This window comes from Rheinheimera maricola (assembly GCF_016918075.2).
In the GTDB taxonomy this organism is placed as follows: Bacteria; Pseudomonadota; Gammaproteobacteria; order Enterobacterales; family Alteromonadaceae; genus Alishewanella; species Alishewanella maricola_A.
This window is the reverse complement of the sequence record NZ_JAERPS020000003.1, coordinates 421,692-446,493: the sequence shown is the minus strand read 5'-3', so window position 1 is coordinate 446,493 and position 24,802 is coordinate 421,692. Positions and strand designations below refer to the sequence as shown.

Annotated in this window: 21 protein-coding genes; 14 read left to right on the top strand and 7 right to left on the bottom strand. The window is 48.7% G+C overall.

What is annotated here, in order from left to right:
- Nucleotides 1–162 precede the first annotated feature (162 nt).
- On the bottom strand, nt 163–2,508 hold the full coding sequence (locus I4W93_RS10795; RefSeq protein ID WP_205310910.1) for a penicillin acylase family protein: 2,346 nt from the start codon (nt 2,506–2,508) through the stop codon (nt 163–165).
- Between the two features lie 55 nt (nt 2,509–2,563).
- On the opposite strand from I4W93_RS10795, the gene I4W93_RS10790 reads away from it, so the two are divergent.
- Nucleotides 2,564–3,211 carry a cytochrome b/b6 domain-containing protein gene (locus I4W93_RS10790; protein ID WP_205310911.1) on the top strand — a complete coding sequence of 216 codons (648 nt, stop codon included), beginning with the start codon at nt 2,564–2,566 and terminating at the stop codon, nt 3,209–3,211.
- Between the two features lie 34 nt (nt 3,212–3,245).
- Here the strand turns inward: I4W93_RS10790 and I4W93_RS10785 are convergent, their stop codons facing one another.
- Nucleotides 3,246–3,698 carry a c-type cytochrome gene (locus I4W93_RS10785; protein ID WP_205310912.1) on the bottom strand — a complete coding sequence of 151 codons (453 nt, stop codon included), beginning with the start codon at nt 3,696–3,698 and terminating at the stop codon, nt 3,246–3,248.
- 182 nt (nt 3,699–3,880) lie between these two features.
- Between I4W93_RS10785 and I4W93_RS10780 the strand changes: the two genes are divergently transcribed.
- The 4 genes from I4W93_RS10780 (at nt 3,881) to I4W93_RS10765 (ending at nt 13,009) form a co-directional block, all read left to right on the top strand.
- A complete protein-coding gene (locus tag I4W93_RS10780) occupies nt 3,881–6,772 on the top strand; it encodes a bifunctional diguanylate cyclase/phosphodiesterase (RefSeq protein WP_224673385.1) in 2,892 nt (963 codons plus the stop codon).
- 22 nt (nt 6,773–6,794) lie between these two features.
- Nucleotides 6,795–9,944, top strand: coding sequence for an amidohydrolase family protein (locus tag I4W93_RS10775; protein ID WP_205310914.1), 3,150 nt, complete (start codon nt 6,795–6,797; stop codon nt 9,942–9,944).
- 11 nt (nt 9,945–9,955) lie between these two features.
- Complete coding sequence (locus tag I4W93_RS10770; protein WP_205310915.1) at nt 9,956–11,260, top strand: amidohydrolase family protein; 1,305 nt, start codon at nt 9,956–9,958, stop codon at nt 11,258–11,260.
- Nucleotides 11,261–11,326: 66 nt separating this feature from the next.
- The gene (locus I4W93_RS10765; protein WP_205310916.1) at nt 11,327–13,009 is read left to right on the top strand and encodes a M28 family metallopeptidase; all 1,683 of its coding nucleotides are present in this window, start codon (nt 11,327–11,329) and stop codon (nt 13,007–13,009) included.
- 163 nt (nt 13,010–13,172) lie between these two features.
- Here the strand turns inward: I4W93_RS10765 and I4W93_RS10760 are convergent, their stop codons facing one another.
- Complete coding sequence (locus I4W93_RS10760) at nt 13,173–13,571, bottom strand: SUI1 family translation initiation factor (RefSeq protein WP_205310917.1); 399 nt, start codon at nt 13,569–13,571, stop codon at nt 13,173–13,175.
- 161 nt (nt 13,572–13,732) lie between these two features.
- Here I4W93_RS10760 and I4W93_RS10755 point away from each other — a divergent pair, with 161 nt between their 5' ends.
- Both I4W93_RS10755 and I4W93_RS10750 read left to right on the top strand, forming a co-directional pair.
- Nucleotides 13,733–14,449 (top strand): GAF domain-containing protein, encoded by a 717-nt coding sequence (locus I4W93_RS10755; protein ID WP_205310918.1) that lies wholly within the window; start codon nt 13,733–13,735, stop codon nt 14,447–14,449.
- A 41-nt stretch (nt 14,450–14,490) separates the two neighbouring features.
- Nucleotides 14,491–15,687: an amino acid aminotransferase gene (locus I4W93_RS10750; RefSeq protein ID WP_205310919.1), complete on the top strand. Its 1,197-nt coding sequence runs from the start codon at nt 14,491–14,493 to the stop codon at nt 15,685–15,687.
- 52 nt (nt 15,688–15,739) lie between these two features.
- On the opposite strand, the gene I4W93_RS10745 is transcribed toward I4W93_RS10750, so the two are convergent.
- Nucleotides 15,740–16,585, bottom strand: coding sequence for an alpha/beta fold hydrolase (locus I4W93_RS10745; protein WP_205310920.1), 846 nt, complete (start codon nt 16,583–16,585; stop codon nt 15,740–15,742).
- A 26-nt stretch (nt 16,586–16,611) separates the two neighbouring features.
- Complete coding sequence (locus I4W93_RS10740; protein WP_224673384.1) at nt 16,612–16,986, bottom strand: DUF6746 family protein; 375 nt, start codon at nt 16,984–16,986, stop codon at nt 16,612–16,614.
- Nucleotides 16,987–17,417: 431 nt separating this feature from the next.
- On the opposite strand from I4W93_RS10740, the gene I4W93_RS10735 reads away from it, so the two are divergent.
- Nucleotides 17,418–17,570 carry a hypothetical protein gene (locus I4W93_RS10735; protein ID WP_205310921.1) on the top strand — a complete coding sequence of 51 codons (153 nt, stop codon included), beginning with the start codon at nt 17,418–17,420 and terminating at the stop codon, nt 17,568–17,570.
- A gap of 144 nt (nt 17,571–17,714) precedes the next feature.
- Nucleotides 17,715–18,068 (top strand): VOC family protein, encoded by a 354-nt coding sequence (locus tag I4W93_RS10730; RefSeq protein WP_205310922.1) that lies wholly within the window; start codon nt 17,715–17,717, stop codon nt 18,066–18,068.
- Nucleotides 18,069–18,154: 86 nt separating this feature from the next.
- Here I4W93_RS10730 and I4W93_RS10725 read toward each other — a convergent pair whose 3' ends face one another.
- Nucleotides 18,155–18,415: a hypothetical protein gene (locus I4W93_RS10725; RefSeq protein ID WP_205310923.1), complete on the bottom strand. Its 261-nt coding sequence runs from the start codon at nt 18,413–18,415 to the stop codon at nt 18,155–18,157.
- 330 nt (nt 18,416–18,745) lie between these two features.
- Here I4W93_RS10725 and I4W93_RS10720 point away from each other — a divergent pair, with 330 nt between their 5' ends.
- Entirely contained in the window at nt 18,746–19,420 is a 675-nt protein-coding gene (locus tag I4W93_RS10720) for a substrate-binding periplasmic protein (RefSeq protein WP_224673383.1), read from the top strand.
- Nucleotides 19,421–19,481: 61 nt separating this feature from the next.
- Here I4W93_RS10720 and ettA read toward each other — a convergent pair whose 3' ends face one another.
- Nucleotides 19,482–21,143 carry an energy-dependent translational throttle protein EttA gene (gene ettA / locus I4W93_RS10715; RefSeq protein WP_205310925.1) on the bottom strand — a complete coding sequence of 554 codons (1,662 nt, stop codon included), beginning with the start codon at nt 21,141–21,143 and terminating at the stop codon, nt 19,482–19,484.
- Between the two features lie 159 nt (nt 21,144–21,302).
- Between ettA and I4W93_RS10710 the strand changes: the two genes are divergently transcribed.
- The 4 genes from I4W93_RS10710 to I4W93_RS10695 all read left to right on the top strand — a co-directional run bounded on the left by I4W93_RS10710 (nt 21,303) and on the right by I4W93_RS10695 (nt 24,799).
- Entirely contained in the window at nt 21,303–21,656 is a 354-nt protein-coding gene (locus tag I4W93_RS10710; RefSeq protein ID WP_205310926.1) for a DUF2750 domain-containing protein, read from the top strand.
- A 142-nt stretch (nt 21,657–21,798) separates the two neighbouring features.
- Nucleotides 21,799–22,443 (top strand): GTP cyclohydrolase I FolE, encoded by a 645-nt coding sequence (folE, locus tag I4W93_RS10705; RefSeq protein ID WP_224673382.1) that lies wholly within the window; start codon nt 21,799–21,801, stop codon nt 22,441–22,443.
- Between the two features lie 200 nt (nt 22,444–22,643).
- On the top strand, nt 22,644–23,765 hold the full coding sequence (locus tag I4W93_RS10700) for a 4-phosphoerythronate dehydrogenase (protein WP_205310927.1): 1,122 nt from the start codon (nt 22,644–22,646) through the stop codon (nt 23,763–23,765).
- Between the two features lie 14 nt (nt 23,766–23,779).
- Nucleotides 23,780–24,799, top strand: coding sequence for an aspartate-semialdehyde dehydrogenase (locus tag I4W93_RS10695; RefSeq protein ID WP_205310928.1), 1,020 nt, complete (start codon nt 23,780–23,782; stop codon nt 24,797–24,799).
- Nucleotides 24,800–24,802 lie beyond the last annotated feature (3 nt).

Below are 24,802 nucleotides of genomic sequence, written 5' to 3'. Positions count from 1 at the left end.
AATTTTTAAACGGCAAAAAAAAACCTCCCGGCGGGGGAGGTTTTCTGGTTTTACTGCGCGCGCAGCTCACCGCCTCCCGTTGGGGGTGGTAAAGTTAAAAAAGCAGAGCGCGATAAATACAGTTTTCATGGCTGCTAACATAATCCGTCCGGATGGCTAAAGTCAACCCTGCGGTGTCAGCAGCAGTTGATATTTTTTCTCGCCCGGTAAAAACGGCAGCGCGACTTCATTTAACCAGTATTGGTGATCGGCGCGATAAAACGGCGATAACGGATGGCCGGACTGACCGGCCGGTATGGTTAAAATGCCTAAATGCTCTTGCCCGGGCGCTACCACCATACGTTGTGACTGGCCAAAGCCAGGCCGCTGCACTCTTGGCATGTGGCTGTCGCCATTTAACGGTGTTGCTGGCATGTTTAGCCAGTCACCCAGCAGTGGTACAGCAGATGCCAGCGGATGCTGAATACGCGCCTGGTTTTCAGCGCCCCAGGTACTGTCATTTAAGCTACCATTTTTTTGCTCAAGTTGTTGTTTGCTCTGTAATATGGCGTCCAGCAATAGTGCTTGCCAATTGGCATAACCTGCGGGCAATGTATCGGTGCGGCCTTGGCGAAATAGTGCCCAGAACGGCGTTTCCAGAGCGTACTTTAAGTCTTGGCTGCGGGCTGCATGCTGCTCCAAATAAGCAGACAGCGGGGCGAACTGCAATTCAAGTGCTTTTTGACGAAAGGCGCGCACCAATGTGTAGCCGATATCATCTATTGCGGCCTGTTTGCTGCTGTTAACAAGGTGCTGTCGGTAGGCTTGCAGTTGGTGTTTGGTAACGGTGTCTGTCGTAAGAGTATTTAGCAGTAGTTCATACCAGGGCGCTAACATCATGGCACGATTGTCCAATTGAATGCTATGCAGCGCTTGCTCATCAGCCTGCATCAAGCTGTCCAGCCCTTGTTTGATTTGCCAGCCACGGGCGCCTAAATCATAACCGCCATTGCCAATCAGCTCATCGGCGTCGCCGCCTATCATACGTGAATTGGCAGTCCATAAACGTTCGGCGCCAGTTAACTGCGGTTGCTGTGCCGCATCGATATAGCCTAGCCAGCGTTGCTCGCCGCTACTCCAATCTTGTGCGATATCGAAATCTGACAATTGCCGCATCGGCACCGGCCCCATTAGGCTCCAGCCAATTTGGCCTTGGCTGTCTGCCACCAGTAAATTTTGTACCGGTATACCGGCTTTAGGGGCAATAGCTAACGCCTGTTGTACAGTGTTAGCCAGTTCCAGTTGCATTAACTTAAAGTTTACCGCTACCTCGTCATAGGCCACCCAGCGCAGCGCATAAGCCGGGCTGCTGCCAAACCTGACCAGTGGCCCCCACATTGTTTCTGCCAGTTTTAGCGTTTGGTCCGGTTTGCCTGCTACCTTGATGGTTTCGTAATAGTACTGCAGCGCCCGCCAGCCATCAGGTGTCAGGTAGCGCTTACCGTCTTCAGAAAGCTGCAGCGCGACTAAATCGTGCCAGTCTGCCGTGCTGTTGGTAAAGCCCCAGGCAATATTGCCATTTGAGCCTGCCACTATGGCAGGCGCACCGGGTAACGTCAGGCCAGTAACGGTGCGTAGTTCTCCAGCTTCACGCCAGTTTAGTTGAGCTTTATACCAGGTGCCCGGCACCCGGATGCTCAGATGCATATCATCCGCCAGAATGGCACTGCCATGCGCAGTTAAACTGCCGGCAACCGCAAAATTATTGCTGCCTATATCTGCAGCATCATGCAACTGGCAGCTGTTACAGGCCAGACTATCGTCGCGTAGTACTGCAGGGTAGGCTGTGTCGGGCACAGCCACAGGTTGAACTGTGCTGCCATCCAATGCCGCCTGCCAGGTAGCAGAGTGCTGCTGCAAGAAGGCATACCACTGCGCGGGTACTGCCTGTTGCAATAGTGTCATCGCGTAGTCATCGCGTCCTAGTTTTCCTTGCAAGTCCAGATACATTGAGTAGATCACCAGAAAGGCGTCTTCATCCTGCCATGGCGCTGGCGTCTGCTGTAGCAATAAGTATTCAAACGGACTTAAACTAAGCGCTGTAAGTCCGGCGTTAACGCCGCTGCGGTAATCACTGAGCAGCTTGCGCTCTGGTTTGCTCAGCAAGTTTAGCGCCTGTTGTGCTCTGGCGCGAAAGCGGTGCTGACGCAGATTTCTGTCAGCTTCTAGCGCGCGTTCGCCAAACAGAGCTGCCAATTCACCGGCGGCATTGCGCCTTAGTATGTCCATCTGGAAAAAACGTTCCTGAGCGTGAGCAAAACCCAGTGCATAGGCGGCATCATTACGGTTAGCGGCATGGATGCTCAGGTAGCCGGTGCCATCGCGCTCCAGCCTCGCGGTTCTGCTGATGTTAGCCTGTTGCTCGCCGTCATATTGCGGCAAACTCAGATACAGCAAGCTATACAAACTTAGCGCTGCCAGAGCGGCGAATGCGACCACTGTGCCGATTATCCATTTGTACCAATTCATCTTTTTGCTTCTCTGGTATAAAATCAAAAACTTAGCATAACGGAGACAAAGCTCAATGTCACAGAAAGTAAAAGTATGGGATCTGGCCGTGCGGTTTTTTCATTGGAGCCAGCTACTGTTGATTGCGGGCTTGTGGTACACCGGCGAAGAAGGCTTAACCGCACAGCACCAGTTGCTGGCCTATACCTTACTGGCGTTGGTTATTACGCGTATTGTCTGGGGTTTTGCCGGCAGTGACAGCGCCAGGTTTGCCCGCTTTGCGGCAACACCCACAGCAGCAGTGCGCTATTTGCGTAAGCCTTATGCCGTTACCGGCCATAATCCGGCCTCGTTTTATATGATCATACTGCTGATCAGCTTGGTATTACTGCAATTACTTACCGGGTTGGCAACGTTTGATAACAGCTATATGAGTGACGGCCCGCTGGTAGCCTGGTTGCCGGCCAATTGGGTTGAGCTGGCGTCAGATATTCACAAAATAAACATCAATATATTGCTTGCAGCTATAGCGGTGCACGTTGTCGCGGCATTGTGGCACAGTTTTCGGGTGCATAACGTGTTGACGGCGCTTTTTACCGGCAAAGATAAAACTGCTGTGCATGCGGTAACACTGCGGCACAGCGGCTGGTTTTTTCTGTTATTTGCGGCGTTGTTAGCGCTGCTGTATTACTGGCAGGGTAGTAAGTTAATGGCGCTGCTTTAGCAAAGCGCCATTAACAACAAAGCGCCATTTAAAATCAGTTTTTGTAGTCGTCGTGGCAGGCTTTGCAGTTGCGGGCAAAAGCGCCAAAGGCTTTGCGCACTTCTGCTTGCTCACCGCTGTCGGCAGCGGCTTTTAAAGTTAGTGCATCGACGGCTAGTTTCTCGCCACGGCTGTTAAAATCTTGCAGGTTTTGCCAGATTTCAGCTTTGGCGTCACCGCCACCTTGCTCGGTGCCCGGCACGGCAAAGGCCTGCCATGGCAGTGTGGTTAAGGTTGCAAGTGCTGTGGCGCGCTGCGTTACGCGGTTGGCGTCGTAATTGACTTCACCTTTTAACATATCGCCGATATCTGCCATATTGTGACGAATAAGCTGAAATGCTGCCTGGCGATAAGTAACGCTGTCTTTGGCGTCGGTAAAGGCGCTGCCAGCATAGACTGATGAGGAAATAGCGGACAATAATATCAGGGAAATTAATGGTTTTTTCATGGTGACGTTCTCTTTTGCTGAATTTACATGCAATAATGATTTGGTTGTATCTTAACAGAAAGCGCTATCTTGCCAATAATCAATAGTTTTCAAAAAATCAGGCAGAGCCAGTGAAGGACGTAAATTTTACTAAACCATCAGGAATGGACTCGTTGGGGCGAAAATTCGCTCTGGTTGTGTTTATGTCAATATTGCTTGCCGGGTTAATCATCGGTTATGCGGTAATATTGTTTCAGGAAGACACGGTACTGAAACAGCAGCAAAGCTTTATTGGCAAGACCGCTGTGCATCACGCAGAGATGATTAACAACAACTTTTTGCACAAAGAGCAAAAAGCCATTGCTGCCAATCAGATTGTCAGTCGCAGTATCAGTCAAAGTAAACTTAATGCCGGATTGTCGCTACGTGCTGCCGCTGATGGCAGTGTCAGAGAACAGGACGAATACTCGGCTGCTTTTGTTGCTGCACAACGCTATAACCAACGCACCGCAGCTTTGTTTAATACAACGGCAGAATTATGGCGGCAGCTGGCACCTTTGATGTTGCAAGATTTTTTTAACTTCTACTTTATTTCTAAAGAGCAGTTTATACGAATTTCGCCGTCGGACTGGGCGTTGCAAGTTGAAAGCGAGCATGACTTCTCTCAAGACGTGTTTTACCAAATAGCTACACCGGAGCAGAATCCGGTACGTCAACCGCGCTGGACACCACTTTACTACGACAATATCTGGAAGAAATGGATGACAAGTCTGATTATCCCGGTTTATGTCAAAGATGAGTTTATTGGCGTTACCGGCGCAGACTACGTGCTAGATGATATCTTACTGCAACTGCCGTCCGCCGCAGTTAGCGACAATATTATTCGAGCATTTGTTTTCGATAAAAACGGCAGCGTCGTACAAAACAGCGGTAAATCGTTGAATAACGAACTAGCAATGAATTCGCCTTTTGCCGGGCAGGGGCCAGATAATACCCAGCTGCAGCAATACATACAGCAAGTGCTGACGAACGGGCTGTCGTCGGCCGACGACAGCGTAGCCAATTCACAGCAGCTCGTGGCATCGGCGGCAATAGAACGTATGGGGTGGTATCTGGCAGTGTATGCCGATAAACATCGTGTTGTGGCAAGTGTGACTAATTTTCGTGGCAAATTAATTGTAGTGTTTGTCATGATTGCGCTGGTTGTCGCCATGCTATTACAACTGGTGGTGTATCATTTCATTTTAAAGCGTTTAAACAGGTTATCTGCTGCGATAAATCGATTATCACGTGGTGATTTACAGCAGTCTGATTTAGACAACAACGCTGATGAAATTGGTATTTTAAACCAGGCATTTGGCAGCATGTCGGCAGAGATATCTGATTTGGTTAACGGTCTCAATGCCCGTATTGAAGAAAAAGAACAGGCCGAACGCTCGGCACGCAAATTAAGTAAAGCGGTGTCGTTTTCAAGTTCTGGCATCGTGCTAACCGATCAGCGCTTGAATATTGAATATATTAATCCCTTTCTGATAGAAATAATTGGCTGCGATGCAGAGCAGTTGCAACAACAACCGCTAGCCAACCTGTTTGCTGACGAAATGCATCATTTGGAAGAAGAGATAAGCCATACCCTAAACGAGCGCCAGCATTGGCGTGGTGATATGTTGCTGCAACATAAAGAGCGGCAATTGTGGGTATCGCTGGCGATAGCACCGATCCGTGATGAGAAGGGCGGTATCAGCAATTATGTGTGCGCCATGCAAGACATCTCGTTTATTAAACAAAGCCAGAAAAAAATGGAACAACTGGCTTATTATGACGTGCTAACCGGGCTGGCTAACCGCAGCTACTTTCGTGACCAACTGCGCAAAGCTATCGCTATGTCCCATCGCGGCTATTACAACTTTGCTTTGCTGTACTTTGATCTGGACGAATTTAAGCGCATTAACGACACTTTAGGTCATGATGCAGGCGACGAACTGCTAAAAGAAGTGGCCAAGCGGCTTATCAGCCGACTGCGTGAAGAAGATACTATCGCTCGTTTAGGTGGCGATGAGTTCGCGGTAATTCTTAGTGGTATTGCCGACCGCGGCCAGGCGTCTGCAATAGCCACTAACCTGCAGCAAGCTTTTGCGGCTCCGGTAAAGTTGGGGCATCAGGAAGTGTCTATCAGCGCCAGTATTGGTATTACCGTAGCACCCGAAGATGCCTCAGAAGAAGAACTGCTGCTAAAGCATGCTGATTTAGCGATGTATGAAGCTAAAGCCCGCGGCAAAAACACGTTCCATTTTTTCAGTGCGGATTTAAATGAAGCCGCCAATGAAAGATTACTGATTGAAAACCAGCTGCGTGAAGCAATACGTGAACACCAGTTTTTATTGTATTACCAGCCAAAAATCGATATTCGTGACAACAGCATTATTGGTTATGAAACCTTATTGCGTTGGCTGCGACCAGACAACACCTTGGTACCGCCACTGCGTTTTATCCCCGTTGCCGAGAGTACCGGGCTTATTGTACAAATTGGTGAGTGGATCATTTGGGAAGCCTGCCGCTTTTTATCGCGGCAACACAGTCGTGGTCACAATGTTAGTTTGTCGATAAATTTATCTGTACGGCAATTTCGGGATGATAATTTGCCGGAAATTGTCGATCGTATAATGAAACGCACCGGCGCCAATCCGGCCAATATAATTTTTGAAATTACCGAAAGTATGTTAATGGGCGATACAGATGCGGCTATTAACCAGTTAAATCAGTTAAAGCGCCTCGGTGTGTCTTTATCTATCGACGACTTTGGTACAGGCTATTCTTCGCTTAGTTATTTAAAGCGTTTCCCGGTAGACGAGCTGAAAATAGATCGCTCCTTTGTCAAAGATATTCCTGATGATAGCAACGACATGGACATTGTTGCTGCGATAATAGCCATGGCACAAAAGATGAATTTGCGCGTGGTGGCTGAGGGAGTTGAAACTGTCGAACAGGTAGAGTTCTTAAGAAAAAATGCTTGCTATTATGTTCAGGGCTATTACTTCAGCATGCCATTGGCCGAGCAGGAGCTTAACCGCCTGAACTACGTTATTAACAGTTAACTTTTAAATTCAGGACCATGTTATGACCAAAGCCCGCCTGTCGCTGCTTAGCTCAGCGCTGCTGACGGTATTTACCGCTGGCAGCCATGCTGATCAGACGTCCCCTTTGCAAGGCATTGTGGATAAAACCCCTAATTTTGTTGCGTTAACCGGTGTCACCGTTTACACCGAACCTGGCAAAAAGCTGCAAAATGCCACTGTGTTGGTAGCTGACGGCCGTATCAGCGCTGTGGGCACTAAAGTCAGTGTACCTGCCGGTTATCAGCAAATTGACGCTAGCCGTTATACGCTTTATCCCGGTTTTATCGACCCTTATACCCAGTATGGTATTGAGGCCGCCAAGCCGGCAGCCCGCGGCAGTTACCGCGATGCGCCGGTATATAAAAACGATCGCAAAGGCGGTAACGCCAGTAATGCGGCTATTCACGCTGAGCTAGACTGGGTAAATGAATTTAAACCAGATGCTAAAGCGGCGGCAGAATTGCGAGGTTTAGGTTTTACTGCGGCGCAATCTGCGCGGTTTGACGGTATTTTCCGTGGCCAGGCTTTTGTCAGTGCGTTAACCGATGGGCAGCCAAACGAGCTTGTGTTAAATGCCAGCGGCCCTCAGTTTATGGCCTTTAGTAAAGGTACGTCCAAGCAAAGCTATCCCTCTTCATTAATGGGGAGCATGGCACTTATTCGCCAGACATTAAGTGATGCCAGCTGGTACAATCAGGCTTACGGTAAAACCGACGTGCGTTATTTTAACCAGCCAATTGAATTTAATGCTGCGTTGCAGAGTCTGGAAAATATTAATGTGCAAGGTGCCATTTTTGAAACTGCAGATGACAGGTCCTTGCTGCGCGCGCACCAGCTGTTAAGCGAATTTAAACTGAACAACGCCACCATGGTGGCATCTGGCTATGAATATGTGCGGCTGGATGAAGTCAAAGCTATGCAGCGCAAGTTGATATTGCCGTTAAACTTCCCCGCGGCACCAGCTATAGAGCAGGTCGCTGATCAGCTTGATGTTAATCTGGCCGACTTACGCCACTGGGAGCGTGCTCCGGCCAATGCGGCAGCACTGGCAAAGGCGGGCGTACCGTTTGCACTGACAACGTTCAAATTAAAAGATAAAAAGGATTTCTGGCCGAATCTGCAAAAAGCCGTAAAACATGGTCTGTCTGCGGATACTGCCTTGGCTGCCTTAACGACAGTACCGGCGTCAATCGCTGGTGTGGCCGACAAGCTGGGCAAAATTGCGCCGGGTTATCAGGCCGATTTTGTGTTGGCCAGTGGTGACTTATTTGTCGACGGTGAAATTATCGCAACCTGGGTGCGCGGTCAGCAGCACAGCATTAAGTCCATAGCGCCGGTAGAGTTTGCTGGTGACTATCAAATGTCAGTAGCGGGTAAAACCCTGAAAATCAGCTTAAAAGGCGATGCTGATAAACTCAGCGGTACAGCGCTTGTTGTGCCCGCGGCGGCAGATGCTAAGGCTGTGAAACTGGAGCATGTGCACAGCCAGCAACAGCAACTGCAGTTTAATCTTAACCTGCTTGAGTTAACCGGAGATAAACAGGTGGCGCAGTTTAGCGGCCAGTTGCTGGATAACCAGTTAAGCGGTAAGTGGCAGTTGACTTCAGGTACTGAAACTATTACCGCGCAGCGTCAAACGTTAGCAGACAGCGCCGACGATGCAAAAACCGCCGACGATGCAAAAACCGACGGTACCGATCTTACTCTGGTATCGCAGTTGACCTTTCCTAACCGCGCTTATGGCTTGCCAGCTTTGGCAAAGCAGCAAAACGTGCATATCAAAAATGCTACCGTCTGGACAGCGGAGCAAGACGGTGTGCTGGAAAATACTGACGTGATAGTACGCAACGGCAAGTTCGATAAAATTGGCAAAAATCTCAGCACTCCACGTGGCTTTGACGTGATTGATGCCACGGGTATGCATTTAACGCCAGGCATGATTGACGAACACTCGCATGTGGCTATAGAAGCAGGTGTAAACGAGGGTACAGATGCGGTCACTTCAGAAGTGCGTATTGGTGATGTGTTAAACCCGGAAGATATTAACCTGTACCGTGGCTTAGCTGGCGGCACTACCACCGCACAACTGTTGCATGGCAGTGCTAACCCTATTGGTGGTCAGGCGCAGGTTATACAGTTTCGCTGGGGCGAAAGCGCTGAGGGGCTGAAAATGCAGGCAGCACCGCCAAGCATTAAGTTTGCGTTGGGTGAAAACGTTAAACAGTCAAACTGGGGTGATGCCTTCACTGAGCGTTATCCACAAACTCGTACCGGGGTAGAAACTATTATCCGTGATGCCTTCCAGGCAGCCAAAGAATATAAAGCAAACCTGGCCGCGTACAATGGTTTATCAAAACGCCAACGCGAACAGGTGGCACCACCGCGTATTGATTACCGCTTACAAGCCTTGGTCGATATTTTAGATAAACAACGTTTTGTGCACACTCACTCTTATGTGGCGTCAGAAATTTTGATGTTGATAGAGTTAGCGGACGATATGGGTTTCAGTATCACCACTTTTACCCACATTCTGGAAGGGTATAAAACAGGCAAAGAAATGGCGGCGCATGGCGCTAGTGCTTCAACCTTTGCTGATTGGTGGGCATACAAGATGGAAGTGCAGGATGCCATCCCAACCAATGCCTGTTTAATGGCAGAACAAGGTGTGAATGTCAGTATTAACTCTGATGATGCCGGTTTGCAGCGCAGGCTAAACCAAGAGGCGGCAAAATCGGTAATGTATTGCGGTATGGACCAACACGAAGCACTGAAAATGGTGACGATTAATCCGGCGATGCAACTTAAAATAGACAATACGACAGGCTCAATTAAAGCCGGCAAGCAAGCTGATTTTGTGTTGTGGAATACGCATCCCTTATCGGTTTATAGCCAGGCACAGCAAACCTGGATAGCCGGTACTAAGTATTTTGATATCAATACCGACAAACAGTTGCAGCAACAGCTTGAAGCCGAAAAAACTGCCCTGGTACAAAAAATACTGGGTGCGGGTGATGCAGCGAAAGCCGGTGATAAAGATGCCTACAAACAGGACGAACCCGAGTGGCACTGTGAAGATCAGGGCGACTGGTGGCAAATTGGCAGTCACTTGAGCAGCCATGCTCAGAACCAACATCATAATCACAGCCACTAAGGAGCAGCAGCATGAAGTTTAACAAAATTCGTTTAAGCCTGTTAGCCGCCTTAGCCGGTAGCTTAAGCATAGGTACGGCAACTGCGCATGATATGGTACCGGGGGCCGCTCAAACTGCACCGATATTATTAACCGGCCTAACCGTACACACGGTAACTGATGGTGTAAAAGCCGACAGCGATGTGTTGATCATCGATGGCAAAATTGCTGCTGTCGGTACAGATTTAACCGCGCCAGAGGGCGCAACTGTAATGGCATTGGATGGTAAACACTTGTACCCCGGACTGATAGCGCTAGCTAACCAGTTGGGTTTGATTGAAATTGAAGCGGTGCGCTCCACCGATGATTCAACAGAGGTAACACAAACTAACCCGGACATTAAAGCCAAAGTGGCGTACAACGCTGATTCTGAGGTGATCCCGACAATACGCAGCAATGGCTTTGCTTATAGTATGGTGTATCCGTCTGGCAGCATGCTAATGGGGCAATCGAGTTTAATGCAATTAGATGCCTGGAACTATCAGGATGCAGTTGTTGCTGACGGCACCGGTTTGCATGTTCGTTGGCCCAATGCCAGCATGCTGGGCTCGCGTTGGAATCCAAAACCGGCCGATGAAGTACGCAAAGCTAACGCCGAACAACTGGAAAAATTGCAGCAGCATTTTAAAGCCGGAAAAGCTTACTATGACGCTGAAAAGGCCGGTTTGAACCACGGTGTAGACTCGCGTTGGCATGAAATGCTAGCGGTGTTTGACGGCAAGCGGCCATTGTTTGTGCATGCTGATGACGAACGCCAAATTCGCCAGGCCATGTTACTGGCTAAAGAATATGCTTTACAACTAACCATTGTTGGCGGCCGTGATAGCTGGCGTATGGCCAATGAGCTGGCTGCAGCAAAGGTGGCGGTAGTTTACACCGCACCCTATGGTTTACCCAGCCGTACGGATGAAAACTATAGTCAGGCCTTTGTGGTACCCAAAACCTTGCAAGATGCCGGCGTGCAATATGCACTGTCACTGGATGGTTACTGGGATACGCGCAATCTGGTATTTGCCGCAGGCCAGGCCATTAGTTTTGGTTTAACACCAGAGCAGGCGTTACGTTCTGTTACCATTAATGCCGCGCAAATTGCCGGTGTTGCCGATAAAATTGGTAGCATTGAGGTGGGTAAGGCGGCCAGCCTGGTGGTGTCAGAAGGCGATATCTTCGACTATCTGGGCCATAAGGTCACGCATTTGTGGATTGACGGCCGTGCTGTCGATTTAAACAACCGCCACAAGCAATTACATGACAAATATCAGCAGCGGATAAACTAAGGTTAATCTTTTGCCGTAATGTCAGTGCCAGCTAAGAGCTGGCACTGCTGTTTTTAAGGAAAACTAATGAAAAAAAACCTAATAGTGGGCGCTTTAGCCTTTGGCTTAATTGTTGGCTGCACCAGTACAACTGCACCAAAACCTGAGGCTATTGCTCCAGCTGCCAATGCTCAGGCAATAGAGGCGCATATGCAGTTTCTGGCCTCAGATGCTTTGGCAGGGCGCGATACTGGCAGTAGCGAGCATGAAATAGCCTCGTTATATATCGCTACACAGTTGCAGGCATTGGGCTTAAAGCCTGCTGGCGATAATGGTAGTTACTTACAGCGGGTACCCTTGCGTAAAGCCAGGTTGGCGCAAGACAGCGCAACGTTTACCTTGCACGTTGACGACACAAGCACTGCGCTTAGCTACCCGAAAGCGTTTTTTACCGGGCCTAGTATGCAGTTTGCCCAAACGGAAGTGACAGCACCCTTGGTGTTCGCCGGCTATGGCCTGGTATCAAAAGAATTTGGTTTGGATGATTATGCTGGCTTGGATGTAAGCGGCAAAATAGTGGTACTGCTAACTGGCCGGCCAGACAGCCTACCTAGCGAAGAAGCGGCGCATTTAAACAGCCTGAAAACCCGCTTAGCGGCAGAGCGCGGTGCGGTGGGCATTATTACCGTGCATACACCAAAGCAAGAAAAAGTACGGCCCTACGCTACGAGTTTACTGTATTTAAATACGCCGTCGATGGAATGGCTGCAAAGTGATGGCGTGCCTGCTGACAGTTACCCGAATTTAAAGGGCGGCGCCTACATGCACCATGACGCCGCAGCTGCGCTGTTTACCAAAGCGCCTGTTAAGCTGGCTGAACTGTTTAGCCAGTTAGATAACGCCAAAGGCCCGTCCGGTTTTGAGCTGGGTGTGTCGGCTACGTTAAGCCGCAGCAGCAGCCATGAGGATATCTCAAGCCCCAATGTTATTGCCGTGCTGGAAGGCTCAGATCCGCTGTTGAAAGATGAGTATGTGGTGGTAACGGCACACTCAGACCATATTGGTTACAGTAACGATTTACGCAATGCAGATAAAATCAATAACGGCGCCATGGACAACGCTGCCGGTGTGGCCATACTGCTGGAAACCGCACGCTTATTTGCTCAGCTACCAGAAAAACCCAAACGTTCTATTTTGTTTGTCGTGGTCACCGGTGAAGAAAAGGGCCTGTTAGGCGCCGATTACTTTGCCAATAACCCAACTCGGCCAATAGATAAGCTGGTGGCTAATGTAAACCTGGATATGCCGGTATTGCTGTATCCGTTTGCCGATATGATAGCTTTTGGTGCTAATCACTCTTCGCTTGGCAAGGTGGTTGAACAAGCCGCTGCCAAAGAGGGCATAGCGCTAAGTGCCGACCCGATGCCGGAGCAGGCGATTTTTACCCGCTCAGATCACTATACGCTGGTGAAAAAGGGTGTGCCGGCGGTGTTTCTAATGACGGGGTTCAAATCGAAAGATCCCAACCAGGATGGCGGTAAAGTATGGTCGAGCTTTTTTGCTAAGCATTACCATAAACCGTCGGATGATATTCCCAGCTTAATCAAGGACTATGGCGCTATCCGTTACGATGCCGGTGCCATTTTTGCTGATATTAACTTTAATATTGCGCTGGATGTAGCGAATACGCAGCAGCGGCCATACTGGTTAAAAGACAGCTTTTTTAACGGCGTGTTTGGCCAGCCGTATAACCGCGAAGCAGTGAAGTAAGGTTTTCTCAACGGTACTGATATAGAGAACTGGTTTGCTCTAAGCTAACCGTTGAAGCCCCGGACGGGCTGAGACGAGCCCCCAGGGATGGGTTTACGGCGTGTTGGCGTGAGCAAACCGGTTCGGCTATACTGCGCAGGTGTCTGACGATCAGGATGGGGCGTCAACCACCGGCCCATTTGGTTTTAAAACCTTCAGCTTGCAATAGTTGTTCTACCAGCTCACGCTTATCGCCCTGAATTTCAATTACGCCCTCTTTAACCGCGCCGCCACAAGCACACTTCTTTTTCAGCTTTGCCGCTAGCAGCACCAGCTCATCATGTGGCCTGGCAATGCCGCTAATGGTAAGTACTGCCTTACCGCCACGGCCTTTAGTTTCACGCCTAATGCGCACAGCTCCATCGGCAAATGCTTCTACCTGTGGCTTGGTTGCAGGCTTAGTAGTTATTTTGCCGCTATCGGTGCTGTATACCAGATTAGGGTCATTTTTTACTGTTGTTGTGTTTGCTGCCGGGTTCATTTTGGCCTGCCAATCGGCCAGAGAAATTTTATTGCCTGCCATAATTTGCTTCGCTTACGTTACTTCGCTTACTTTACAGAGCTGTCAGCTTAAACATCCACAATAGCGGCGGCAACAATTTCCTTAACTTGTGTACTGCTAGCTTGGCTTTTTAACCGCTTCTGGTAAAATGCCTGTCAATTTTAGAAATCTGGATGGCTATAATGTTGCGAGATGCGGTTTCTGTAGCAGATTATATTGAACGTGCCGGTTTAACGTTAAGTGGCGCTACTGTGGCAAGCTTTGCTGAAAAAGTGCAACAACTGCAAACCGAATTACAGGCTTACCTTGCAACCACGGCCGCAAGCAATGCCGCGCCAGAAGTACAGTGGCAATATAAAGTTCCGGAGCTGGGAGAGGGCGGCGCCTGCTCGCTGTTTGGCCATTTAGCTGACGAACCTTATGACTTAACCGCTATTTTAGGTGGCAAAAACGCAGAGAATCAGCGTTTGCTGGCGCAGTTGAGTAATATCGCGGCGTTTTATCGCGAGCATTCCGGCCTGGATTGGTTCGGTATTTATCAGGCGCGGGCCAATATTAACGCTGAGCCGGTGCTGGTTAAGCTAGCCTATTATGGCGCTGCGTCGCGGGCGGAGTTTCCGCTAAACAGCGAATTTGCCAAAATCAGCAATAACAGCACTGTGGGCCTAAGTGGTAAAGCCAAAGTGATAAACGATGTGGCAGCGTATTTGGGCACAGGTGGCGAATATTACACCTGCGATCCTAAAGTACAGGCCGAAGCCTGTTTGCCTCTGTTTGACCAATCAGGCAAAATAGTCGGCATTGTCGATGCTGAAGATTTTAATAAAAACGTATTTACTGCGGATGCACTGGCATTGCTGGTGGCGGTGTGTTTAACCATACCGGCGTACTTGCCTTAAGCGCAGTCTTTTTCATGCAACTTTAAATCAGGTAGAACATTATGTTTGCTCAGTTACAACCGGTGGCCACCGATCCAATTCTAGGTTTGATGGCAGCGTATAAAGAAGACCCGAACCCGAATAAAGTAGACCTTGGTGTAGGTGTATATAAAGACGAGCAAGGCCACACGGCAGTACTGAAATGCGTAAAAGAGGCCGAAGCGCTGCGGCTGAAGCAGGAAGACAGCAAAACCTATATTGGTATGGCAGGCGATTTAGGCTTTAACAGCCATATTGAAAAGCTGGCGTTTGGTAACGCGCATAAAGTATTGCTGGCCAATCGCGTTACCACAGCGCATACCCCGGGCGGCACCGGTGCTCTGCGGGTAGCGGCGGAATTTATTAAAAAAGCCAACCCCAATGCCACTATCTGGGTAACCAGCCCTACCTGGGCGAACCATATTTCGATGTTTAAGGCCGCTGGCCTGAATGTAAAAGAATATACCTACTACGATTACGGCACTAAGGGCCTGAACGAAGAGGCGATGTTTGCTGATCTGGCCACCGTGCCCGCCGGCGATGTGGTGTTGGTGCATGCCTGCTGCCACAACCCCAGCGGTATGGATTTAACCTTTGCCCAGTGGCAGCGTTTTACTGATGTCGCTAAAGAGCGCGGCTTTACGCCGCTAGTCGATATGGCGTATCAGGGCTTCGGCGCCGGCCTGGATGAAGATGCCAAAGGCTTGCGCTACCTGGCAGATAACGTTGACGAGATGATCCTATGCAGCTCGTGCTCAAAAAACTTTGGCCTGTACCGCGAGCGTATCGGTGCGGTATCCATTGTGGCGGCAGACAGTAAAGTCACTGATGTTGCCCGAGTAAATTTATTAAGCGTAGTGCGCAGCATTTATTCAATGCCTCCGGCGCATGGTGCCATAATCGTTGCCAATATTCTTGATAGCAACGAGCTTACCGCGCTGTGGCATGAAGAGCTGGCCGAAATGCGTAACCGTATTAACAGCTACCGTCAGCTGATCATTGATAAATTGGCAAGCGAGGGTGTACAGCAGGATTTCAGTTTTATTACCCGCCAACACGGCATGTTCAGCTTTTTGGGCATCAATAAAGAGCAAATTGGCCGTTTACGCAACGAGTTCAGTATCTATATGGTGGATTCCAGCCGGGTGAGTATTGCTGGTTTAAACCACAGCAATATTGATTACTTTGCTAAATCTGTGGCGACAGTACTAAAAGGCTAAAGCTGTTGCGACAAACTGGTGTATGAAAAAACCGCAGTTCGCTGCGGTTTTTTTATGTGGTTAAAAAGCGCTGTATATGCTGTGCTACCACGGCAGCTTGTGTCATATGGCAATGATGGCCGCCGCTGACTTCTGCCAGCTGCAATTGCCGATAATGCACAGCAAACCGTTCAGCTTTGCTGGAGAAAGAGCTGTCGTTGGCGATAAGCCCCAGCACCTTGCACTGTACCGCGGATGTCAGCGTTTTGGCCTGTTCAGGCGTTAAGCGATACACCGAGTTGTGGCGCAGGCGCATGTCGGCGCGCCAGCTCACGCCTTGCTTTGTGGTACTGACGCCTGGCGCTGCGGTAATAGTGCCGCGTTCTGCCAATAACATGGCTTCGGTTAAGCTAAAGTCACTTTGTTTTTGTCTGGCAGCTGCGGCGTCTGCCAGGCTGGCATAATAAGGTTTGCGTGACGGCGCTTTTAAGCGTGAAGTAATACCGTCGCGCAACTGCTTTGCTGCGTTGCCGGCGTCGTCAGTAACAAAGCCCAGGCTGTCTATCAGCACCAATTTGGCCACCAGCTCAGGAAAACTGGCCGCCAGGGCTGTGGCCACCATAGCGCCCATTGAATGGCCGATAATCGTTAGCTGTTGCCATTGCTGCTGGCGGCAAAGAGCCACGATATCTTGCACCCAGTCGAAAAAATAATAATGTGCATCACTACTGCGATGGCTGGAATGGCCGTGGCCGGGAAATTCCACGGCCAGTAATGACAGATGAGGCAACTGTGCCGCCAGCGGCATAAAGCTGGCGGCGTTGTCCAGCCAGCCGTGCAGGCAGAGCACCGGCTGACCGCCCACTTCAGCCCGGTTGCTTAGTGCTGCCAGTGACTGCTGACCAACGGCGTACTGCATTGTGAATGGCAGTGATGACACTGTAGTTACTTCACCAAGGTTTGTGCGGCGTTAATATACGCATCACCGCTGCGTTTAGCGCTGGCCATGTCCATATGTTCAGAAGCAACATGCAGCTCTTCCAGTGTGTCTTTTAGCTTGCCGGTTTCAGTGTGGATTTTCTCCAGCGCCACTTCAATGGTGTAGGTTAGCTGGTGTATATCGGCCATCGCCTGTGGCGTCAACTCGGCTTTTAGTAACGCATTTAGTTTCTCATTATATTCACTGAAATTAGCCACCGCTTGTTGCAGCGTGTCTGCCGGTTTGCCTTTATAGTGATCCGGCCGTTCACTGGCCGAAACCGGTGTGGAAAGTAACGCTGAACTTAGCAGTAAAACAGCAGTAAGGCATAGTTTCATCATGAGCTCCAATATGTAAATGAGAATATTTCGCAATTAATTTAGCATAATAGTGGACAACTGCCTACTGCAAAGAACAAAAATTCTGTTTGTTAGAATTGGCACAAAAAATACAACTGCCAGATTTTTTGGGATTAGAATAACTAACCAATAATTTATGGGTGGTAACAGCCCGTACTCAGGTTTAATGCCAGTGTATTGCCTGTTTTAGGCAAGGCGTATTGCATATATCGCTATTTTTAGTGCATAAAAATAGATTTTCACTTGGGCGAAGCATTTGGCTGTATGGCATTAATTTGAATGCAAAATGAATATCGACTGGTTAATTGATTAGTTATATTAATGCTTAGGTTGTAATTTATCTCGCTCGTCGACTGAGTGGAAAATCGGCATAATGCATAACATTAAGGCAAACGCAGATACCGAGGTGAAGCATGACAACATTAAATACCGCAGCAGTTAAACACAATGTTACTACCAAACGTAGCAATGCTATTGGTCGCGCTTTGCTGATCCGTAAGCTGAACCGCTTGTTAGCTAATATTGGCCGGGCAATGCATACCAGCAGCTTAGTACGCAGTAAATAAGCCAGCGTATTAACCAGACCTGGTTGTTACAACAGAAAAGCCACGTGATCCCAACCCGCGTGGCTTTTCTGTTTCTGCCGGCTTGTAGCAACCGGGCGCTTGCACTACATTAGTGAGCTGCGCATACACTCGGAGCTTGGCGTCATGATTGGACAAGAAAAAATTAATTATATAGAGCTGCCGGCGGCTGACTTGCTGGTAACGAAACATTTTTATACCAAGGTGTTCGGCTGGGTGTTCGCTGATTACGGCGCTGATTATATTGCCTTTGCAAATTCGGGTTTAGATGGCGGATTTTATCGAGCGGCAAAACAGTCAACCACGGCAACTGGCGCTGCATTGATCGTGTTGTACAGCAAAGACTTAGCGGCATGCGAACAAAAAATTGTTGGCGCAGGGGGTAAGATTGTAAAACCGGTATTCAGTTTTCCCGGTGGCCGGCGCTTTCATTTTACCGATCCAAATGGCAATGAACTTGCGGTGTGGTCGGAGCAATAAGACTACAGCCGATTAAGTTACAGTGTAGTCGCTTACGCGATACAACTGGCGTAAGCGATGCTTTGTCGAACACATAACAACGGTCCTTAGTTTGTCTTATCTGTACTTTCCTCATTTTTTTGCTCAGCAACATGCTGTGCTGCTTGCTCATCACCTGAACTAAAGAACAGCTCCGTGGCTGTTTTTTCTAACGCCGTTTTAGCCTGTTGTTTAATGTTACTACTTAGCTCGGTCAGTTGTGAGGTAACAATGTCAGTTAGCATTTCAGTGACAGTATTGGCATGCACAGGCAGAGACAGTGCAAGCATAATTGTGGTGGCCAAGCTTATTTTAGTTACGGTTTTCATTTTAGTATCCTTCAGTGCAATTTGGGGTTAACAACACTATGACTAATTCAAATGCCGTGCCAAGATTTGAATTTATTTAAATGTCTGATTTATAATGTAAAAAAATAAATCCCATCTGTATTGTGAGATACTGTGGTGTAAAAGTGAAAGTCGACTTTGGTTAAATTGACTAAAATTTAGCGTTTTTTATAAGCGATGCGCTGATTGCTGTAAAGTAGAATTGCGCTATGCTACAGGTAATGAAAACTGTGGTTATCGCACATTATGGCATGTCGTTGGCTGGTGTTATTTTGCTGTCTTTGTAGTGTAGGTGTAAGTGCTCAAACGCCTTTGCGAGTAGTTACTGAGCTATCTCCACCACATCAGACATTGGTGCAGGGTGAAGTATCGGGGTTGAGCACTGAACTGGTAAAGGATGTGCTGGCCGCTGCAGGTTTGGCCGGTAAGTTTGAGTTGTACCCTTGGGCAAGATCGTTCCGCATTGCCAGAAGCCAACCCAATGTGCTGATCTACAACATGGCCCGCACGACAGAGCGTGAAGCACAGTTTCATTGGATAGGTACAGTGGCGGCGTATCAGCTTGGTTTTGTCGCACTTAGCCACCGAGATGATATCCAAATTAATACCGTTACTGATGCCATTCACTATACCGTCGCTGTGCAACGAGACGATATTTCCGCCGACTTTTTAATGAAAAATGGTTTTAAGAAGGGCATGCAGTTGGTGCTGGCTGCTGATATTACCGAGTCCTGGCAATTACTGTTTAATGGCAAAGTTGACTTAGTGATCGATGATCCCGTGGCATTAACCGGCATGGCTATGCAATTGGGTGTGGCTAACCAAGACGTACGTTTTGTTTATGGTATTACCGAGCTGGAACAACACACCTGGCTGGCGGCCAGTTTGCAAACGCCGCCAGAGTTGATAGAGCGTTTGCAGCAAGCCCATAGCCAGATTGCTAAAACCGAACGTTACCGCCGGATAATGGCATCTGACTATCGGTAACTAGCATATTAATTGGGTGTTGTGCACGATAAAAACGCCCGCAGTAGCGGGCGTGGTGCGGTTAGATTTTTTTGTATTTAATACGATGTGGCTCTAACGCTGCAGCACCGTAAGTCGCTTTTAACCAGGTTTCATAATCTGAGTAGTTACCCTCAAAGAAATTGACTTGGCCTTCGTCGCGATAATCAAGAATATGTGTGGCTATACGGTCAAGGAACCAGCGATCGTGCGATATCACCATGGCACAACCTGGGAAATCCAATATGGCGTTTTCCAGCGCGCGCAAGGTTTCTACGTCTAAATCGTTGGTTGGTTCATCCAGCAACAGCATATTGCCACCGGCTTTTAGCAGTGCCGCCAAATGTACCCGGTTGCGTTCGCCTCCGGATAACTCGCCAATAAACTTCTGCTGATCGTTTCCTTTAAAGTTAAAACGGCCAACGTAAGCACGGCTGGGGATCTGGAAGCTACCAATTTGCAGCATATCCTGGCCGTTGGAAATTTCTTGCCATACGGTATTCTTCGGGTTCATGCTATCGCGGAATTGGTCAACACTGGCCAATTGTACGGTATCACCCAGGCTAATATCACCTGAGTCGGCTTGATCTGTGCCGCTGATCATTTTAAATAAGGTGGATTTACCGGCGCCGTTCGGGCCGATAATGCCCACAATGGCGCCTTTGGGGATGCTGAAGCTTAAATCGTCTATCAGCAGGCGATCACCAAAAGATTTACGTAAATGGTTCACTTCCAATACTTTATCGCCTAAACGCGGCCCTGGTGGAATAAACAGCTCGTTGGTCTCATTGCGTTTTTGAAAATCCTGGCTTTGCAGCTCTTCAAACCGTGCCATCCGCGCCTTGCTTTTAGCATGACGACCTTTGGGGTTAGTGCGCACCCACTCCAGCTCTTGCTTGATAGACCGTTGGCGAGCGTTTTCGGCTTTTTCTTCCTGCTGTAAGCGGGCATCTTTTTGTTCCAGCCAGGAAGAGTAATTGCCTTCCCACGGAATGCCGTAACCACGGTCTAATTCTAAAATCCATCCTGCAACGTTGTCGAGGAAGTAGCGGTCGTGGGTAATCGCGACCACAGTGCCTGGGTAATCGTGCAAGAAGCGTTCTAACCAAGCGACAGATTCAGCATCAAGGTGGTTGGTCGGTTCGTCCAGCAGCAGCATATCGGGTCGTTCAAGCAGCAAACGGCATATCGCTACGCGACGACGTTCACCACCTGACAAGTGCTCAATTTTTGCATCCCATGGCGGCAGTCGCAAAGCGTCGGCAGCACGTTCCAGGGTGTTATCCAGGTTGTGACCTTCTTTAGCTTGAATTAAGGCTTCTAATTCACCTTGCTCGCGTGCTAAAGCGTCAAAATCGGCATTTTCATCAGCGTAGGCGGCATAAACTTCATCTAAGCGGGTTAGCGCGTTTTTGACATCGCTAACCGCTTCTTCGACAATTTCGCGTACCGTTTTGTTGGTATCGAGTACCGGCTCCTGCGGCAGGTAGCCAATTTTGGTGCCTGCCAGCGGCCGCGCTTCGCCTTCAAACTCGCTGTCGACACCGGCCATGATGCGCAGTAACGTCGATTTGCCCGAGCCATTTAAACCTAAAACACCAATTTTGGCGCCAGGAAAAAACGACAGCGAAATGTCTTTTAAAATAGTGCGTTTAGGTGGAACCACCTTAGACACGCGGTACATTGAATAGATATATTGAGCCATAGTTATACGCTTATATTTGCCAAAAATATTGTCGGCAATTGTACGTTATTTTTCTCTGGCATGGAAAGCCAGCTCGGTGTCAGTCAAGATAAAACTCGCTTTTACGCCGCGCTTTCTGGTCTAATAGCAGGCAATACTCTAGCTCGGGCAGGAATTAATATGAATCAGTTTGCACAAGATCCAAGTTTTCAGCGTTTTGTCGAAGAAGCCAAAACTAATGGTGTGGTATATGTGTTGGCCGATGGTGAAGATTTATTGGTAGTTGAGTCTGTAGAATTTGAAGAAACAGACGTGATGCCATTTTGGTCTGATGAAGCTGCGGCAAAAGCGCATTGTTCAGAAGAATGGGCAGTGTATAAAACCGAAGCTATTCCACTTGATGTGTTCTGCGATGGCTGGTTAAAAGAAATGTATGACGATGGCGTGTTAATTGGTACCAATTGGGATGAAAGTTTAAATGGCCCGGAAGTGGAACCTCGTGAACTGCTTGAAGCCTTGTCGTTGGTACAGTAACGCGCCATGGCATTATGGCTTTGCAGTTATAATTTGTGCAAAGGCAGTGAAATGATGAAAATGGCAAAAAAATGACTTCGCCCGTAAACTATTGGCTGTGGCGACACGTATTATTGGTTACTCAGCCGGTTTGGATATAGTTATGTTATCAGATGAAGCAATATTGGTACGTAGTGCACTTGAAGCTCAAGGGCTTGAAACGCCCATGCTGGATAATGGCTTGTCTCGCGATCAGAAGTACAACAAGATTAGTGCACTGATGACCGAGCTAGTTAGTACTCTGGGTTTAGACTTGCAAGATGACAGTTTAAGCGAGACTCCGCACCGTATAGCTAAAATGTACGTTGATGAAGTGTTCGGTGGTTTGGATTACGCTAATTTTCCGAAAATTGCATTGATAGAAAATAAAATGCAAGTAAAGGAAATGGTGAAAGTGAAAGATATCAGTTTCACCAGTACTTGTGAGCACCATTTTGTTACTATAGACGGCAGCGCGACAGTCGCTTATATCCCGGAAAAACGTATCATTGGCTTGTCTAAAATAAATCGTATAGTGCGGTTTTTTGCCAATCGACCACAGGTGCAAGAGCGATTAACGCAGCAAATATTGATAGCGCTACAAACCTTGTTGCAAACCAAAAATGTGGCGGTGACGATGGAAGCGGTACATTACTGCGTAAAATCGCGCGGCGTAATGGATGTTAATTCGAAAACGCAAACTACGGCTTTGGGTGGAACTTTTAAAGACGACGGCCGAACGCGTGCTGAGTTCCTTTCCCGCTATTAACACTGTAATCAGCCTGCGAACGAAGCGCCCTTTGCGGCGCTTTTTTTATCTGAATTTGCCAGGCAAATACCATTGGTTATCATTGTCGCGACAATGTGATGTTGTTCTGATTGAAACCAACACAGCCAAATTGAATAGGCTGGCTTGGTGCTATTTGTTACACTGCGTTTCGCCTTTTTACGCTTTAGCAGGAACCGTTGATGCGCATTTTTGCCGATGAAAATATGCCGTTGGTGCAGCAGTTTTTTCGCCAGTTTGGTGAGGTTAGCTTGTTTGACGGCCGCAATGTCAGCGCCGCACAGTTGCAGGATGCTGATATTTTGCTGGTGCGCTCGGTCAGCAATGTTAATGCGCAGCTGCTGCAGCACAACACTAAGCTGCGCTTTGTCGGCACCGCTACCATTGGCATGGACCATATTGACCAAAGTTACCTGGCTGCGCGCAATATCGCGTTTTCCAGCGCCCCGGGGTGCAATGCCCAGTCGGTGGTGGAATATGTGCTTAGCAGCTTATGGTGTTTAGCCGATAAATATCAGTGGCAACTGGCAGACAAAACCGTCGGTATCGTTGGCGTGGGTAATATAGGCAGCCGGCTGGCTAAGGCGCTGCAGGCACTGAATATTAAGCTGCTGCTGTGCGATCCGCTGCGCGCCCGCAATGAGGCGGACTTCAACCATACTGATTTTACTCAGCTGTGTACTGAGGCCGATATTATCAGTTTTCATACCCCGCTGATAAATAGCGGCAGTGATGCCACTAAGCACTTACTTAATGCCCAAACCTTAGCGCAATTAAAGCCCGACTGCGCGCTGATTAACGCTTCCCGTGGTGCGGTAATTGATAATAACGCTTTGCTGCAGGATTTAAGCCGTGCGGCCACACGCCGCGCCGTGGTGTTAGACGTGTGGGAGCAAGAGCCGAATATTCTTACTGCATTGCTGCCTTATGTCGATATTGCCACTGCGCATATCGCTGGCCACAGTATTGAAGGTAAAGCCCGCGGCACCGAAATGCTGTATCAGCGCTGTGCTGCGTTGCTGCAACAGCCGCTGCAACAGCAACTACAACAGTTGTTGCCGGTACCCGCGATGGAAAAACTGCAAATTAGTGCAAATTTTGGGCTTCCGGATGTCCAAAACTTAGCAAGACTGTTATATGATGTACGCCGTGACGATGCCATACTGCGGCATTACCTGCAAAGTAAGGGGTTTGACTGGCTTAGAAAGTCATACCCACCGCGGCGCGAATTCAGCTCGTTACAACTGTGTGGCAAGGTCATACCCGACTTTTTGCCACAATTAGGTTTTAGCCTCGCACAATAACAAGAGGAACTGTCATGGCTTCGCAATACAATGTTGCCGTTTTGGGTGCAACAGGTTTGGTAGGACAACATTTAATTGAAATTCTGGAACAGCGTGATTTCCCGGTAGGGCAGTTGTTTCCGTTAGCCAGCAGCCGTTCTGCCGGCGGCACCGTGACATTTAAAGGCAAAAAAATTAAGGTTATCGACGCAGAAACGTTCGACTGGTCGCAGGCGCAAATTGGTTTGTTTTCTGCCGGTGGCAATGTATCAGCTATGTATGCGCCCAAGGCCGCTGATGCCGGTTGTGTGGTGATTGATAACACCTCACATTACCGCTACGAGCCGGATATTCCGCTGGTGGTGCCAGAAGTGAACGCCCATGCCATTGCCGATTACCGCAACCGCAATATTATTGCCAACCCGAACTGCTCGACTATTCAGATGCTGGTGGCGTTAAAGCCAATTCATGATGCTGTGGGGATCAGCCGGGTTAATGTTGCTACTTATCAGTCGGTCAGTGGTGCCGGGCAAGACGCGGTAGAAGCCTTAGCCCATGAAGCAGCACAGCTGATGAACGGCCGGCCGATTGAAAAAGAAGGCCAGTTTGCCCGTCAGATCGCGTTTAACGTTATTCCGCAAATTGATGTGTTTATGGATAACGGCTACACCAAAGAAGAAATGAAAATGCACTGGGAGACGCAAAAAATCTTTGGTGATGACAGTATTTCAGTTAACGCCACCGCAGTGCGGGTACCGGTGTTTTTTGGCCACGCCGAAGCGGTGCATATTGAAACGCGGATGCCGATAAGCGTCGAGCAGGTAAAAGCGTTACTAGCCAATGCGCCAGGCGTGGTATTGCTGGAAAATAATGCTGATTTCCCTACCCAGGTATGCAGTGCGGCCGGTAAAGATGAGGTATTTGTCGGCCGGATCCGCCAGGATTTATCGCACGAAAACGGCATTAACCTGTGGGTAGTGGCAGATAACATCCGCAAAGGTGCGGCCACAAACAGCATTCAGATTGCTGAGCACTTGGTCCGCGACTACCTGTAAAAC